General features: G+C 68.5%; 13 protein-coding genes and 1 pseudogene. All 14 read right to left on the reverse strand.

Annotated elements, in window-relative coordinates; genetic code table 11:
• Positions 1-55 precede the first annotated feature (55 nt).
• On the reverse strand, positions 56-1,747 hold the full coding sequence (locus C3B71_RS10660) for a transporter (protein WP_108967974.1): 1,692 nt from the start codon (positions 1,745-1,747) through the stop codon (positions 56-58).
• Positions 1,723-2,535, reverse strand: a complete 813-nt coding sequence (locus C3B71_RS10665; RefSeq protein WP_108967976.1) for an ABC transporter ATP-binding protein — start codon at positions 2,533-2,535, stop codon at positions 1,723-1,725. Before C3B71_RS10665 ends, C3B71_RS10660 begins: the two co-directional genes overlap by 25 nt.
• Before the next feature lie 238 nt (positions 2,536-2,773).
• Positions 2,774-3,058, reverse strand: a complete 285-nt coding sequence (locus C3B71_RS10670) for an HU family DNA-binding protein (RefSeq protein ID WP_073330768.1) — start codon at positions 3,056-3,058, stop codon at positions 2,774-2,776.
• 196 nt (positions 3,059-3,254) lie between these two features.
• Positions 3,255-3,944 carry an N-acetylmannosamine-6-phosphate 2-epimerase gene (locus C3B71_RS10675; protein WP_073330770.1) on the reverse strand — a complete coding sequence of 230 codons (690 nt, stop codon included), beginning with the start codon at positions 3,942-3,944 and terminating at the stop codon, positions 3,255-3,257.
• 41 nt (positions 3,945-3,985) lie between these two features.
• Complete coding sequence (locus tag C3B71_RS10680; protein ID WP_108967979.1) at positions 3,986-5,017, reverse strand: ROK family protein; 1,032 nt, start codon at positions 5,015-5,017, stop codon at positions 3,986-3,988.
• A gap of 1 nt (position 5,018) precedes the next feature.
• A complete protein-coding gene (locus C3B71_RS10685; RefSeq protein WP_108967981.1) occupies positions 5,019-5,936 on the reverse strand; it encodes a dihydrodipicolinate synthase family protein in 918 nt (305 codons plus the stop codon).
• 156 nt (positions 5,937-6,092) lie between these two features.
• Positions 6,093-6,929 (reverse strand): carbohydrate ABC transporter permease, encoded by an 837-nt coding sequence (locus C3B71_RS10690; protein ID WP_108967983.1) that lies wholly within the window; start codon positions 6,927-6,929, stop codon positions 6,093-6,095.
• Positions 6,930-6,932: 3 nt separating this feature from the next.
• Entirely contained in the window at positions 6,933-7,820 is an 888-nt protein-coding gene (locus C3B71_RS10695) for a carbohydrate ABC transporter permease (RefSeq protein ID WP_073330782.1), read from the reverse strand.
• A gap of 69 nt (positions 7,821-7,889) precedes the next feature.
• Positions 7,890-9,269 carry an ABC transporter substrate-binding protein gene (locus C3B71_RS10700; protein WP_073330784.1) on the reverse strand — a complete coding sequence of 460 codons (1,380 nt, stop codon included), beginning with the start codon at positions 9,267-9,269 and terminating at the stop codon, positions 7,890-7,892.
• A gap of 89 nt (positions 9,270-9,358) precedes the next feature.
• A complete protein-coding gene (locus C3B71_RS16490; RefSeq protein ID WP_234415887.1) occupies positions 9,359-9,607 on the reverse strand; it encodes a sialidase family protein in 249 nt (82 codons plus the stop codon).
• Entirely contained in the window at positions 9,571-11,664 is a 2,094-nt protein-coding gene (locus C3B71_RS10705) for an exo-alpha-sialidase (RefSeq protein WP_234415888.1), read from the reverse strand. The genes C3B71_RS16490 and C3B71_RS10705 overlap by 37 nt, the downstream gene beginning before the upstream one ends.
• 670 nt (positions 11,665-12,334) lie before the next feature.
• The gene (locus C3B71_RS10710) at positions 12,335-13,159 is read right to left on the reverse strand and encodes an ATP-binding cassette domain-containing protein (protein WP_073330790.1); all 825 of its coding nucleotides are present in this window, start codon (positions 13,157-13,159) and stop codon (positions 12,335-12,337) included.
• Positions 13,159-15,302: pseudogene (locus tag C3B71_RS16710) on the reverse strand (dipeptide/oligopeptide/nickel ABC transporter permease/ATP-binding protein). Before C3B71_RS16710 ends, C3B71_RS10710 begins: the two are co-directional and overlap by 1 nt.
• Positions 15,302-16,267: an ABC transporter permease gene (locus tag C3B71_RS10720; protein WP_073330796.1), complete on the reverse strand. Its 966-nt coding sequence runs from the start codon at positions 16,265-16,267 to the stop codon at positions 15,302-15,304. The pseudogene C3B71_RS16710 and the gene C3B71_RS10720 overlap by 1 nt, the downstream one beginning before the upstream one ends.
• Between the last annotated feature and the right edge of the window lie 2 nt (positions 16,268-16,269).

Below are 16,269 nucleotides of genomic sequence, written 5' to 3' on the forward strand. Positions count from 1 at the left end.
TCCCGCCACACGTACGCGTTTTGGAGCTTTCCCCGGGTTTAGCCCGCGGCGACTGTCAGACCGCATCGTGGCCGGGCCAGGAGCGGATGGTGGCGAGCACGTGCGCGTAGCGCTGGTCCAGCAGACGACCGCCCAGCACCGCTCCGTACCACGCGGCTCCCCCGCCCCACAGCGCCCCGCCGACCAGCAGCAACCAGCCCCAGCGCCAGGCCTCCTGCATCACCACGACGATCAGCGGCACCAGGACCGGCAGGCAGACGACACCGATCACCAGTACTCCCAGCAGCTGCAGCAACGCCACAATGAAGGCGGTACCGGAGGTGCGCGACTTCATGGGGCTCTCCCCCGGCGGGTTCGTCTCATAGGGCAGCAGCACGCTGGTCAGGCTCGACCAGGCCAGGGCGACGCCGTACACGCCCAGGCCCGCCCCCAGGTAGGCGGGCGCCTCGCGCCAGTTACCGGTGAGCCAGCCGCCGACCAGTAGAAGGATGATCAGTAGCGGCAGCTGCCAGATGGCTGATGCCAACATCCGTCCCAGCCTGTCTACGCGTCCGGGCAGGCCGGCAGCCAGGTGAGTCCACAGGGCCGTGGAGTCGAAGCCCAGGTCGTCGTGAATCATCCAGCCGCACATCAGGGCGGTGATCGGCCCCAGGATGAGCAGTGCTCCCGGTGCGTGCCCCGGGGTGAAGTCGACGTTCTTTTCCACCGCGTCGTAGTTGGTGGATATCGCCAAGGTGAACAGCACCCCGATTATGGCAACCGTCGCCATCTGCACCAGATAGCGGGGGTCGGAGCGCCAGTAGCGCAGGCAGCGGGCGGCCACGGCCGCCGTCGGCCCGGAGCTGATCCGCTCGAGTCGGCGCTGCCAGGGCAGCACGTCGAGTCCTTCGGCGCCGGCGCCGGCGTCCCCGATCCCACGCGCGTGGTAGGCGTGTGAGCGCGTCCGCGTTTGCGCTGGCCCCGTCATGGCCTGCACCACGACCCGGTGCCAGATCGGGGCCAGGAGCAGCGGCAGCGCCAGGGCGCCCACGGTCAGCGCCGCCGCCGTCGCCACGCGCCCTTGAGCGAGGTAGCCGGGGGCCGCGAGGGCCCAGCCGAAGGGCGTCAGGCCCAACACGCGCGCGATCCTGGCGAGGCCGCCGAAGTCCAGTCGCTCCATGTCCAGCAGGCTGTTCATCAGGGAGGGCAGCAGTGCGAGTGCCATGACGGCGAAGAAGCCGACGACGGCGAGCAGGTCCCGGCCGCGCCGGGAGGAGACTCCCGCGCGCACGACGACACTGCGTCCCAGCAGCACGCAGGTCGCCAGGGTGGGAGGGGCGAGCAGCAGCGCGAGGATGGCGGCGCCCGCACTTCCGGCCACCGCCCAGGTCAGGACCGGGATGAGCAGCGCCAACCCGGTGATGATGCCGGGCAGCCCGCAGGCGCCGGCGACCGCCAGCCCCGTGCTCAAGGCCCGGGAGGGCGCCGTCCAGGCCGCGATGGCGCGCGGGTCCAGAGTCGCGTCGACACCCGTGAACAGCAGGGGCACCACCGTCCACCCGATGGTGACCACGGCACCAAGAGCCCCCGCCACCAGGGTGACGGTTGTGGGATCTAGGCGTCCCAGCGCAACGGCTCCTAGCAGCAGCGGCGCCAGCATCCCCAGTGCGCAGGCGGCCCCCAGAAGCAGGCCGACGGTGGCCCAGATGTTGTTGCGCAGCGCATTGAGGGTGATCCGCCACCTCAGTTGGACGAGGGTCGCAACCATGACAACTCCTCCTGCGACACCTGCGCTCCCACGAGCTGGGCGAAGCGGTCCTCCAGGTCGGCGCCCGCGGCCACTTCGGTGGTGGTGCCCGCCGCGACGACGCGGCCCCGATCGATGATCGCCACGTGCGTGCACAGACGCTGCACCGTGGCCATGACGTGGCTGGAGATGACGACGGTGCCGCCGGCGGCGGCGAAGTCGGTGAGGATCTTCTGGATCGTCTTGGCGGAGATGGGGTCGACCGCCTCGAAGGGCTCGTCGAGTACGAGCACGCTGGGCGAGTGCACCAGGGCGCAGGCCAGGTGGACCTTCTTGCGCATGCCGGCGGAGTAGTCGGCCACGAGGGTGGTGCCGGCGTCCCACAGGTCCAGCACGTGCAGCAGTTGCGTGGCACGGGGAACCACGACGTCGCGGGGCATGCCGCGCAGCAGGCCGGAGTAGGTGACCAGTTCCAGGCCGCTCAGGCGGTCGAAGGTGCGCAACCCGTCGGGCAGCACGCCGAGCAGGGCCTTCGCGCGGGCGGGCTCGGCCCATACGTCCACGCCGTGGACCAGGGCGCGTCCGGAATCGGGTAGCAGCAGGCCGGTCGCCATGGACAGCGTGGTGGTCTTGCCCGCCCCGTTGGGGCCGACGATGCCGTAGAGGCTGCCGGCGGGAATGGCCAGGGAGAGCAGGTTGACGGCGATCTTTGGGCCGAAGGCCTTCGCCAGGGAGTCGAAAAACAGGGCGGGGCAGGGGCCGGGGACGGCGGGCCCACCCGGGGGCGGGAGCGGCGACGGGGCGGTCATGACTCGAAGGTATCGGGGCTGGCGCAGGCCTCGGCTCATCCGGCAGGAGGAACCCGGTCCCGGACCGGCACAGGGACCGGCCTCGGCAGGTAACAAGTGCCGGTCTCGGTGAGGGGGCAGGGGGTGGCAGGGAACGGGTACAACGAAGGCGCGCCGCCCGTGTAGGACGACGCGCCTTATCCGTTGGCTTCCGCGGGCCGCCGTTGGCGGGCCCGCACGCCCCGGGTTCCCTAGGGGGTCACTTGCCGGAGGCGGCCTTCTTCAGGGCGGAGCCGGCGGTCAGCTTCACGCCGTAGCCGGCCGGGATCTGGATCTCCTCGCCGGTGCGGGGGTTGCGACCGGTACGAGCGGCGCGCTCGACGCGCTCGACACCCATCAGGCCCGTGATCTTGACGGCCTCGCCCTTGGTGACGTTCTCAACGAGGACGTCCTGGAAGGCGCCGAGGAAGGCGTCGGCGTCGGTCTTGGTCAGGCCGGCCTTCTCAGCGATGGCGGCAATGAGCTCGGTGCGGTTGATGGACATGTATCTGCCTCTCGGTTGGTGATTTGGACGTCTAGGTGACGGTTGGGCACCTTGGAGCGGTGCCGCTGGCCGTAACGCTATGCATAAATGGGGCGATTTGTCAGATACGACGGCGTTTTCCTCGGCGTGGCGTACCGTTTTGTGGCCCACAACAAACACTTCGGCCGCACTCGTCACACGCGCCCCACGGGTCCCGTCATCGGTGGGCGACGGCGTCGACGAACCAGGAGGTGATGGTCGTCGGGTGGGTGATGGCGGTACCGACGACGACGGCGAAGGCGCCGTGGTCCATGGCGGCTGCCGCCTGGGCGGGGGTGTGCACTCGTCCCTCGACCACCAGCGGCACCTGCGCGATCGCCGCCACCTGGTCCACCAGCTCCAGGTCCGGCCCGGTGGTGGGGGGACGCTCACCGGTGTAGCCGGCCAGGGTGGTGCCCAGGATGTCGGCGCCGGCGTCCTGGGCGGCCCGGGCGTCGTCCAGGCTGCCGCAGTCGGCCATGACCAGCACGCCCGGGCGGGCGGCCTTGAGTGCGGTGATCGTCTGGGCGAGGCTGCGCCCGTCCGGGCGTGGACGGCGGGTTCCGTCCAGGGCGACGATCTGCGCGCCGGTGGCGGCCACGGCGATCGCGTGGGTGAGGGTCGGGGTTATGAACACCCCGCCCGCACCGTCCTTCCACAGTCCGATGACGGGCACGTCCACGTGCTGGGTGATCAGGGCCAGGTCGGCCAGTCCCTGGGCGCGGATGCCGACGGCGCCGCCGGCGACGCAGGCCTGGGCGACCTGGTCCATGGTGCGGGGATCGCGCATGGGCTCGCCGGGATAGGCCTGCGCGGAGGCGATCAGTCCGCCGCGCAGACGCTCGAGTACGGGGTCAAGAGTGGTCATGGTGCCTCCTGATTCGCGCAGGTGTTTTGCGGTGGGTGGGCTCAGCGGGCGTCCGCCAAGCGTTGGGCGGCCTGGTGGGCGGCGCCGACGATGGGCGCCGTCGTGCCCAGGGCGGCGGGCAGCAGCTGCAGCTCCGTGGCTACCGGCTCGACCAGCTCGCGGCGCACGGTCTCGCGCAGCGGCTCCCACCACAGCGGCCCGGAGCGGGCCAGCCCGCCGGAGATGATGACCCGGTCGGGGTCCAGGACGGTGACGACGCCGGCGATGGCCTGCCCCAGGGCGGTGGCGGCCTCGCGGTACAGGCGGCGGGCGTCGGGGTCACCGGCGCGGGCCAGGCGCTCCACGGCGAGCGCGCCGGTCACGTCCTGGGCGCCGGTGGCCTCGCAGAAGCGGCGGGCGATCTGTGGGCCGGCGGCGACGGCCTCGAGGTGGCCGGGGCGCCCACAGCTGCACCGCTCCCCCGCCGCCAGGGCGCTGGGCATGTGCCCCAGCTCCCCGGCCAGGCCGTGCGCCCCGTGGTGGACGCGCCCGTCCAGCACCACCGCCCCGCCCACGCCGGTGCCGACGGCGACGACCAGCGCGCAGGCGGCCCCGGCCCCGGCCCCGATCCAGGCCTCGCCGGCGGCGTAGGCGTTGACGTCGTTGTCGACGTGCACCGCGGGCGCCCCGCCGTCCGGGCCGTGCAGGCCGGCGGCCTCCAGGCGTGCGGCCACGCCGCCGGCGATGTCGGTGCCCACCCAGTCGGCGATGGCGTCGGTGGCGGAGATGACCGTGCCGCGCTCGGCGTCGATCACTCCCGCCGAGCCGATGCCGACCGCCGCCACCGGGCCGGGGCGCCGGGACGTCGGCGTGCCCGGGCCGTCGTCGGCGACGGCCACGATGAGGCCGGCGATGGCGTCGAGCATGGCGGCCGGGCCGGCGTGTGCGGGCGTGGGCACCTCCCGCACGCCCCCGCGCAGGGCGCCGTCGGGGGCGACGCGGGCGGCGGCGATCTTGGTGCCGCCCACGTCCACGCCGATCAGGTCCTCCGCGGTCGCGACCGGGCGGTCGGCCGGGCCGGCGACGGCGGGCATCTCAGATCAGCCCCTGGGCGCGGGCGATCGCCAGCACGCCGTCGCGGGCCTCGCCGTCCAGGGCCCGCACCGGGAAGGCCATGTCATTGGTGTCGATGGTGCCCTGGGCGGCCATGACGGTCTTGAAGGCGCCGATGCCGGTGGCGTCGCCGGAGCGGCCGCGCGGCACGTAGACGATCTCGAAGCCCGCGCACAGCTGGTCCTGAAGGTCGCGAGCCACGGCCCAGTTTCCGGCCTGGGCGGCCTCCCACAGCGCCACGTAGCGGCCGGGGTCCACGTTGCCGTATCCGGGCACGCAACCGTCCCCACCCAGCAGCAGCATGCCGTCCACCACGCACTCGTGACCGGAGAGCACGGCCAGCGGGTGACCGGCGGCGGCGTTGGCGGCCACCAGCCGGCGGAAGCCGACGTCGTCGCCGGAGGAGTCCTTGACGCCGGCGAGCACGCCCTCCTTGCCCAGGGCCACGAGCAGGTCGCGGCCCAGCTTCTTGCCGTTCAGGCGCACCGGCACGTCATAGGCCAGCAGCGGCACGTTCAGCGCGGCGGCAATGGCGCGGAAGTGGTCGGCGATCTCGGCGGCGTCGTTGATCGCGTAGAAGGGGCAGGTGGCGACGACGGCGTCGACGCCGAGCACCTCGGCCCGCCTGGCCTGCTCGATGACCCGGTGCGCGGTGGTGTCGATGGCGCCGGCCAGCACGGGCACGCGCCCGGCGGCCCGCTCGACGACGGTGGCGATGACGGCGTCGCGCTGGGAGTCGGTCAGGTAGGCGACCTCGCCGGAGGAGCCGCCGACGAACAGGCCGTGCACGCCGGAGGAGATGAGGAAGTCGACGGTGCGGCCGAGGGAGTCCAGGTCGATCTCGCCGTGGTTGAAGGGGGTGACGACCGGCGGTATGACGCCGGTGAAGCGGATGTCCATGTAAAGCTCTCTCCATTGAAAATTGATCGGACGTCTGATGTCTATTGTAAGTGTGCCAGATATGGAGCGCGCACGCCACCCACCGCCGCATCCGAGCGCTCCGATACGGATGGCGCGCCGGGCCCGGAGCAGCGTGCGCACCGAGCGACGGGGCGGTTACTTCACCGACCCTTCCGACAGTCCGCCGGCGATGTGCTTCTGGATCAGCATGAAGAACACCACCGAGGGGACGATGACGATCACCGAGGCGGCCATCATGGCGCCCCAGTCGAGTACCTCCGATCCCTGCAAGGAATACAGGCCAACGGCGACGGGCATCTTGTCGGAGTCCGTGATGAACAGCAGAGCGTAGAGGAACTCGTTGAAGGTGTTGATGAAGGTGTACACGGCGGTGGCGACGATTCCCGGCATGATGATGGGGACCGAGATCTGCCAGAAGACTCTGAACCTGCTGGCGCCGTCGACGGCGGCCGCCTCCTCTATCCCGATCGGAACCGTCTGGAAGAAGCCGATGAGCATCCAGATCGCGTACGGGATGGAGAACGACAGGTAGGCGATCACCAGGCCAACGTAGCTGTTCATGAGTCCGAGCTTGACCATCGTGACGGTGTACGGAATGGCCAGCAGGATCGGAGGGAACATGTAGGTGCTGATGAGGAGCTTGGTGAGCTGCCGCCCGACGCGGGGGAAGAACCGGACAATGCCGTAGGCGCCGAGCAGCGAGACCAAGACGGCGATGACCGTGGAGCAGCCGGCGATGAGCAGCGAGTTCTTCAGGTTCCTGAGGAAGCCGATCTCGGTGACGACCTTTCGGTAGTGCTCCGGCGTCGGAGACGAGGAGAACAGCTGCAGCGGGTTCTGGGCCAGTTCACCGGAGGTCTTGAATGAGGAGGTGATGACCCACAGCAGCGGGAACACCGCAATGAATGACGCAACAGTGAGCAGCGCATAGACGCCTGCTACTCCCCACCGACTCTGACCAACGCGACGCATGGCTCAGCCCCTTTCTCGATTCCAACGGTTCATGATCTTGAAGGCGCCCACCGCAACCAGTAGCAGGAAGACCAGCAGAAGCACGGTGACGGTAGAGGCGACTCCGAGCTGCCGCAGGTTCCACCCCTCCTGATAGGCGAAGATCGGCAGGGTGGTCGTTCTGTTGCCCGGCCCGCCGCCGGTCAACAGGAACAGCATGTCGAAATTGTTGAAGATCCAGATCACACGGAGGATCACCAACAGGGCGATGACCTCCCGGATGTGGGTCAGGGTTATGAAGCGGAAGCGCTGCCACCCCGTGGCGCCGTCAACCATTGCGGCCTCGTACTGCTCCTGGGGAATCGTCTTGAGTGCAGAGAGGATGTTCACCATGAACATCGGTGTACCGAACCAGACGTTGATGGCCAGCACCACCCAGAACGTGAAGCTCGGGTTTCCCAGGAGAGCGATGTTCGCCTCCGTCAGCCCCGAGGCCGTCAGGAGATTCGGGACGACGCCATAGACGTCGTTGAGGATCCACTTCCACGCGAAGGCGGTGATGATGGCGGGAAACGCCCAGGGGACGATCAGCAGGGTCCGAAACAGAGCCGATCCCCTCGGTACGCGGTCCAGAGCGAGGGCGAGGATCAGGCCGGTGAACAGCTGGAACACGATCGACAGAGCCGTCCACTTGATGGAGACGCCGAAGGCGTTCCAGTAGTCCGACGACGTCAGGACGGCCAGGTAGTTCTTGAGCCCGACGACGTCGTAACTCGTGCGCAGGAGATGCTTGTCGGTGAATGAGAACCAGATGCTCGAGAGCACCGGGTAGATGAGCAGCGCGAGCACCACGACTATCGATGGGGCTACGAAGGCGATGCCAGTCCAGTTGAGTTGTTTGATGCGATTCATAGTCTCCGCTCCCGTCGGTGGTGGCGGGTGGGATGCACCCGCCACCACCTTCATGAGTCGGCTGCCGGCTCAGCCGATCTGGGCACCAGCCGCCTCGAAGGCGCTGTTCAGTTTGTCCTCGCAGTCCTTGGCCGCGGCCTCTATGTCCACGGCGTCGATGATCACAGAGTGGAACATCTTCTCGATCATGCCCTGACTGGTCAGGATGCCCGCTTGGACAAGCGGCCCCTCCTCCATGCCAATGGCCGAGCCGACACCGACCTGGTCTTGAATGACCTGGATCGAGTCGGAGTACTTGGTGATGGTCTCATTGTCCAGGTACTGCGAGTCCTCGGCGATGTCGGTCAGGACCGGCAGCATGCCGCCGGGGATGGCGTGAAGGAAGTCGATGTACTCGTCCTTTGAGAACAGGTACTCGAGGAAGGCCTTGGCCTCACGCTTGACCGCGGACGCCTCCCAGACCACCAGCGGGATGTTGGAGATCTCCGCCGGGTAGTTGACCGAGTCGGTGCGCTTCAGGCGCGGCAGTGGCGCGGCCGCGATCGACTCGCTGAGATCGGGGCGATTCTCCTGCACTCCGGAGATGTGGAAGCCGGAGTTGAAGTCGAAGGCCGTCTTGCCTTGATAGAAGAGCGTGGCCTGGTCGAGTACGGAGTAGTCGAGGGAGCCCGACGGGGAGACGGTGCGGTACAGGTCGACCCAGTACTTGATTCCGTCGAGTGCGGCGGCAGAGGTGAGGTTCGCGGAGCCGTCATCCTTGAGCAGGCGCTCTCCCGCTGAACGCACGTAGAAGTTGAGGTAGCGGGCACCCAGCACGTCCCCGGCGCCCAGGGGCACGGAGAGGCCGTAGAGGTCGTTGGAGCGGCCGATCGTCTTGGCAGCCTCAGCCAGGTCATCCCAGGTCTCGGGAACGGACAGGGAGTATGACTCGAGCAAGTCCTTGCGGTACCACATCACCTGCGCGTGGGAGTAGATAGGCACGGAGTAGGAGATGCCGTCGGCCTGCCCCTCCTTGAGCGCGGCTTGCGGGAAGCGGTCACGGCCGATGGAGTCGATGATCTCGTCAAGGGGTACGAGAGCCTCGGCGTTGATCATCTCCACGACGTTGTTCGGCAGTGCGGTCGAGATGTCGGGGACCTGACCGGCGGTGAGTCCAGTGGTCCACTTAGTATTGAACTCGCCCCATGAGAACTGCTCGATGTTGACCGTGACGCCGGGGTTCTCGGTGTGGAAGGCGTCGGCCATCCGCTGCATCCAGTCGGCGCGGGCGCCCTGGGTGAACGAGGACCACATGGTCACCGTGCCGCTGAGCGGACCGGTTTCCTCGGATTCTGCGGAGCCGGAGGCGCCGCACGCAGCGAGCAGGCCGAGCATGCCGACGCCGGAAGCCGCCATGAATCCGCGTCGGCTGAATGCGTATGGGTAGGTCTGAGGGGTGGAAAGGAACATATTGCTTCTCCTTTGGATTGGACGTGTGCTGTTTGTGCTACGGGGTGAGCGACGAGCGCAGGGGGGCGGTCGCTCAGGGAAATCACGGGTCAGTCGGCGGTCTGCGCCTCCTCATTCACCTCGGCGGGGGCAAGGGGGATGCCGAAGAAGCTCAGCGGCAGGCGTGAGAAGTACAGGCCCTGGCACTCGTTCTCCCACAGGAGGCCGATCCTGCCGTCGGGCAGTTCGCACATGCACTGGTAGACGTAGTGCGCGGGGTTGAAAGTCCGGGACCGCTCCCACGATTGCCCCCCGTCCAGGCTCAGCCGGAGCACGCCGCAGCCGCGGTAGGGGAGCATGAGGGAGGCGTTGGCGAAGACAACCCGGTCCTCCCCGCGGGCGAGGTGAGTGCCACGGCGTTGGGCTGGCACCAGATCTCCGGCAGGCTCTCATCAAAGGTGATTTCACCCCAGGTGACACCGCCGTCGGGCGACTCCGCAGTCGCCACGCGTCCGCGTGGATCCTGATTGCGCATGAGCATGAGCACGGAGCCGTCGGCCCGCTCGACGATAGTGGCCTCGTGCAGCGAGTACTGCTCATCGGTGAACTCGGCCGGCACGAGGGGGCCCGCAGGGGTGGGCCGCCCATCGTTCGGGCTGGAAGCCAGCGTCCAGGTCTCACCGTGGTCGTCCGAGTAGATGACGGTGGCGCACATGGCGAGCCAGTTGTGGTCGTTGTTGAAGTACACCGGGATCAAGATCCGGCCGGAGTTCGCACCGTGACGCAGGACGATTCCGTTTCCCGGGCAGGTGCCGAGGAATCTCATCCACGGCTCCTTGAGCGCATGGTTGAGGTCCTCCGGCTCCGACCAGGTGAGGCCATCGTCATCAGAGTAGACGTGCTGCAGGTAGGACGTCGGGATGGCGAACAGGGACTGTTCCGGGTCCGTCCCTGGCGCGAGATCGAGGTTTCCGGCGGGGCGCCCGGACCGGGTGATGTTGAGTGCGGCGTCCACCTGGAAGTCGGTGGGATCCCCCGCTGCCGTGTACACGGCGCCGTCGGCATCCACGTAGTAGCGCCCCATATCGAGGTCCCGAACCAGTCTGCGGCCCTTGGAGTCGAAGCCCGTGGACGCCCAGCAGTTGGGCTGGCCGATGCCGCCCGGGAAGTGGTCGACGAACACGTGGATCCTGCCGGTCGCCGGGTCCTGAACCATGCAGGAGTCGATGACGCAAGCGGCATCCTCCCCCGTACCGGGGCAGTCGATGACCGTCTGGAGCGGCCCCCAGGTCTCTCCCCCGTCCAGCGACCTGCGTACAACGAAATTGATGTCGTTAGGGGCGTCGTTGGCGTTGAATACGCGCTGGTCGGCCCCTGCGAGTATGGTGCCCGAGGTCAGCGTCAGGAGCGAGGGGATACGGTAGGAGGCGGAGTCGTGGAAGCCCCGGTCGAAGAGCGCGTCAGTCTGTATGGGCTCGACGCCGTGGAGCCGCTTGATCTGCTCATCGCCGAGGACCTGCTCGAAGATCGCGGCGCTTTGCACCTCCCCCGACAGACGGACGCCATGGCAGTCCTGGCCGATGACGATCTCATCGAGGCCGTTGATGTCGCCGAGGAAGAACTCGCCCGGCACATGGGCCTCTCGGTACCCGTCCACGTATATGTCCACGGCCCCGTGCCCGCAGACCACGGCCACACGGTGCCACTGGCCGTCACCCCATCTGCCCTGTGCGACGGCCTCACGGACCCGACCGACTCCGGCGACCGCGCGGTAGACGATTCCCGTGGGTGTCACCCGCAGCGATAGGCGTTCGTCGCCGGCGGCACCGGCGGCGAACAGGGTTCCCTCCTGCATGCGACCGCGCACGCGAAAACTCAGGTCGACGGCTCCCCGCCGCGTCTGGGCGAAACGAGCGACATCGAGTTCGTCCAGGCGGTTCGCAGCGAACTCCACAGCCGGCTGGGCGACTCTCGCACGGGTAATGACCTCCCGGGCGCTAGGCACGGATCGCGAGACGGTGAAGTCGGCGATCTCCGGTGTGCCGAGGTCACCGACCCGGACGGACGCGTCGGCGCCGAGATCACCCAGGAACGCCGTCGTCGTCGCGCAGAACGCCTGATAGCCGTCGACGTACAGGCGCGTGCCGCGCGCGGTCACGGTGATCACGGCGCTGTGCCAGTAACCGTCGGCCACCCCCCTGGTGTCCTCGGCCTCGATCAGGCCCCAGTTCCCGTCAACTGCGGCCTCGTAGACAAGGTAGCCGCCTTTGATCCGGGCGGAGAGCCTGCCGCGCACGCCGCCATCGATCTCTACGAGATTGCCATCGGCGGTGGCGCGGAAGTCGAACATAATGCTTCCCGTGGGCGCGCCGACAACCGTTTCCGCCAGTCCGCCATCATAAGAAGCCGCATACATTTGCTGTCTCCATTCTGAAAATAAGCGCAGTACCCCCTGGAAAATGGCTCCGGTATTAGGCGACACCGAGCGGGTACGCTCCAGGAAATCGCTGAGATCCGGTCAATACGGGCCGAGCACGGCGCCCGACGTCGTTCTCATTCAGCGCCCTCGGGGGCGGGAGGGGCGCACTTCACCCGGAGAGTTCGTTTCCGGGGTGGAAGGGGATCGCCCGCGGCTCAGCGGGCGCCACCAACGGCTCTGGCTGGTGGCGGGTCAGGACTGCGTCAGAGAGGGCCCGCGCTCCTCGCGAATAGCGGAGCGACGACGCCGAGCATTCGTAGTGATACGCCAGGCAGACGCAGCATGCATGAGACCCTCCTCGAAATGTCGTGCCGAACTGATTCGCGCCTGAGCACCTCGTAGGCGGATCCGCTTTGATCCGCCGACAAGATAAAGGTAGCGAACCCTCGCACGCTCGTCAAGCGTTTCTCGGACCGGCTGCGGCTCCTAGAATTACCGTTTCGGAACGAAGTATGAGCCGCCTCAACTGAACGGGTTCATTTAGATTACCGAAATCGCTTTTTCCGCCGCGCGCAGCCGTCGGCACACAGGCGGCGGCCGGATCCACCCGAGTGGATCCGGCCGCATACGATGCCGCCTACGCGGGGAGCGCCCCGAGGACGAGCGGTCAGGCCTCGAGCAGGGAGGGCACGGCGCCGAGCAGCGTGCGCGTGTACTCCTGCTGGGGGTGGGCGAAGATCTCCGCCGTCGTGTTCATCTCCAGGATCTTGCCGAAGTACATGACGGCGATGCGGTCGGAGACGTAGCGGACCGTGTTGATGTCGTGGCTGATGAACACCAGCCCCAGACCGAGGGCGGCCTTGAGGTCCTGCAGCAGGTTGAGGACCTGGGCGCGCACGGACACGTCCAGGGCGCTGGTGGGTTCATCGGCGACGATGATGTCCGGGTCCAGGGCCAGTGCCCGGGCGATGGCGACGCGCTGGCGCTGGCCGCCGGAGATCTGCCGGGGCAGCACCTCCAGAGCGCTGGGCGGCAGGCCCACCAGGTGCAGCAGGTCGCGGACCTTCGCCTCGCGTTCGGCGGGTGAGCCGATGCCGTGGACGTTGAGTGGGTCGATGAGCGTGTCGTGCACGATCATGCGCGGGTTCAGCGCGGTGGCCGGGTCCTGGAAGACCACGGACACCGAGCGGCCCAGGGCGCGCCGGTCGGCGGCGGAGTGCCCGAGGGGGCGCCCCTTGAAGTAGACCTCGCCGCGAGTCAGCGGTTGCAGGCCGGTCATGACGCGGGCGGTGGTGGACTTCCCGCAGCCGGACTCCCCCACCAGTCCGAGGGTCTCGCCGCGCTTGACCTTCAAGGAAACGTTGTTGACGGCGTGGACCGTGTCGGGGCGGAACAGCTTGCCGGTGCGGGACTTGTGAATGACGTGGGCGTGGCGCAGCTCGATGACCGGATCGGTCTCGGGATTCCAGCCGGCGTACTTGTCGGTGGGCATCAGTGGGCCTCCTTGGCGAGGACTGCCTCGAGCTCGGGCGTGATGGCGTAGTAGTGCTCGCCGGCGCCGGCCACGGGCCGCAGCACCGGGCGGGTGTTCAGGCCGACGTCGGGGTGAGATGAGCGCGGGGCGAAGCGGTCACCGGCCACGAACTCCTGCGGGCTGGGGACGGTGCCGCGCACCTGGTGCAGGCGCTTGGATCCGGCCTCGATGGAGAGCACCGCCCCGAGCAGACCGCGGGTGTACTCGTGGACGGGGTTGGTCAGCAGCTCCGCGGTGGCGGCCTGCTCGACCACCTGCCCGGCGTACATGACGGTGATGCGGTGGGCAACCTTGGCCACCAGGGCCAGGTCGTGGCTGACGAAGACCATGGCGAAGCCGAGCTTCTCGCGCAGCTGGTTCAGCAGGTCGATGACCTGCTTCTGCACGGTGACGTCCAGGGCCGTGGTGGGCTCGTCGGCGATGACCAGGCTGGGATCGCGGGTGAGCGCCATGGCGATCAGCACGCGCTGGCGCTGCCCGCCGGACAGCTCGTGCGGGTAGCTCTTGAGCGTGCGCACCGGGTCGAGTCCGACCAGCTCGAGCAGCTCCTCGGCGCTGCGGGTGCCGCCGCGGGAGGTGAGCTGCTTCATCTGGGCGCGGATGAGCATGGAGGGGTTCAGGGAGGACAGAGCGTCCTGGTAGATCATGCTCATCTCGTGGCCGCGCAGGGCGTTGTGCTCCTTGGGACTCAGCTCCAGCAGGTCGCGCCCTGGAAGCGGATCCGCCCGGTGATGCGCGCGCTGGACGGCAGCAGCCCCATGACCGCCATGGAGGTGATGGACTTCCCGCAGCCGGACTCCCCGACCAGGCCCATGGTCTCACCGGGGCGCACGGAGAAGGACACGCCGTCGACGATGTTCACCTCCCCGTGCTGGGCGGGGAAGGCGATCGACAGGTCCTCCACCTCCAGCACGGGTGCGGCCTGCGGGGTGGGGTAGACGAGCCGGTCGTGGCGGGCCAGTTCGGCGTCGCGCAGGGAGGCCAACCGCTCGGCGAGCGGAACCTCCTCGGCGGCGGGCTCCACGACGCCGGTCAGGGCGCTCTTCTGCCCGCCGGGGGTGGCGTCCGCGGTCACCTCGGCGTGGGAGCGCACGGCGTGGCCGGCCTCGTCCCAGGCCTGCTGGGTCTGCATGGCCTCCTCGTCGGCCTCGACGTCCACGTGGGCGCGGATGCGCGGGGAGGCCATGGCGTCGGTCAGGCCCTCGGACAGGATGTTCAGGCACAGGGTGGTGATCAGGATCATCAGCCCGGGGAAGAACGTCGGCCACCAGTGGCCGGACAGCAGCAGGGCCTTGCCCTCGGAGAGCATGTTGCCCCAGGTGGGGGTGTTGACGGCTTTGATGCCGGCGCCGATGAATGACAGGGAGGCCTCGAAGACGATGGCGTCGGCCACCAGCACGGTGGCGTACACCATGATCGGGGCGACGCAGTTGCGCACCACGTGCTTGGCCAGGATCCAGGGGACGCGGGCCCCCATGACCTTGGAGGCGGCCACGTAGTCCTCGCCGAACTGGGCGAGGATATTGGCGCGCACCACGCGGGTGAGCTGTGGGGTGTAGACGACCGCCGTGGCGATGATGATCACGGCCACCATCGGCAGCCCGGAGGCGGACATGGCCAGCACCAGCACGGCCGCGAGCGCGATCCCGGGGAAGGACATGAGCACGTCCAGCACGCGCATGACCACCTCCCCGATCCACTTGCGGCTGGTGGCGGCGATGGCGCCGAGGACCGCGGCCAGGGCCAGGGCGATGCCGGTGGCGCTCAAGCCCACCACCAGGGAGACGCGGGCGCCGTAGATGGCGCGGGAGAAGATGTCCCGGCCGGTGGCGTCGGTGCCGAACAGGTGCGCGGCGGAGGGGGCGACGGCGGGGTCGGAGGAGACGACGTCGCCCACACCCTCCACATGGGTGACCGTCTCGGCGGAGGCCAGGCCGGTGGCGCCCGGATGGTAGGGGGCCACCAGCGGGGCGAAGACGGCCATCAGGGCGATGAGGGCCAGCACGATCACGGCGATCTTGGAGCCCAGCGGCAGGCGGCGCCAGCCCTGGAAGCGCAGGCCGGGGGCGGCAACCTTGTCCAGTGTGCGGCGGTGGGGCATCAGACGCTCCTGATCCTCGGGTTGACCAGCACGTAGAGCATGTCAACGACGATGTTGATGATGATGAAGGCCAGTGCGACCGTGATGGACACGCCCTGGACGATGTTGACGTCATTGCGGGTGATGCCCTGGAAGATGAGCTGTCCCATCCCCTGGATGTTGAAGATCATCTCGATGACGACGGCGCCGCCCATGGCGTAGCCGAGCCGCAGGCCCAGCACCGTCAGCGGGGTGATCAGGGCATTGCGCAGCACGTTGCGGGCGACGACGACGTGCTTGGGGATGCCGGCGCCGATGGCGGTGCGCACGTAGTCGCGGTCGAGTTCCTCGACCATGGCGGTGCGCACCACGCGGGTGAGGGTGCCGGTGTTGGGGACGGCGACGGCCAGGGCGGGCAGGAAGATCTGCCGCGCGTAGGCGCCGGGGTCATCGCCGAAGGAGACCCATTGGGTGACCACCGAGGGGAAGGTGCCGGTGGCGCCGGGGATGTCGCCGAACCACTGGATCAGCAGCAGGGCCAGCCAGAAGGAGGGGGTGGCCAGGCACAGGATGGAGATCACGCGGATGACCTGGTCGGGCCAGGCGTCCCGGTACAGGGCGGCGATCACGCCCAGGATGGTGGCGGCGATAACGGCCAGGAAGATGCCGATGAAGGTCAGCTGCAGGGTGATGGGGAAGGCGCTGGCGACCATGTCGGTGATCTTCACGCCTGTGAAGGTGGTGCCGAGGTCGCCGTGCGCCAGGCCCACCAGGTAGTCCCAGAAGCGTTGCAGCAGCGGGTCGTTGAGGTGGTGGGCCTGGCGGTACTGCTCGAGGGCGTCGGCCGTGGCGGCCTCCCCCAGCGCCAGGCGCGCCGGGTCGGCCGAGGAGAACGACATGACGACGAATACGAGCAGTGTCACGCCCAGCACCATGATCGGCAGCGCCACCAGGCGGCGGCCGATCAGGCGGAGGAGGTTGGACACTG

Source organism: Actinomyces sp. Z16, from assembly GCF_003111765.1.
Classification (GTDB): Bacteria; Actinomycetota; Actinomycetes; order Actinomycetales; family Actinomycetaceae; genus Actinomyces; species Actinomyces glycerinitolerans.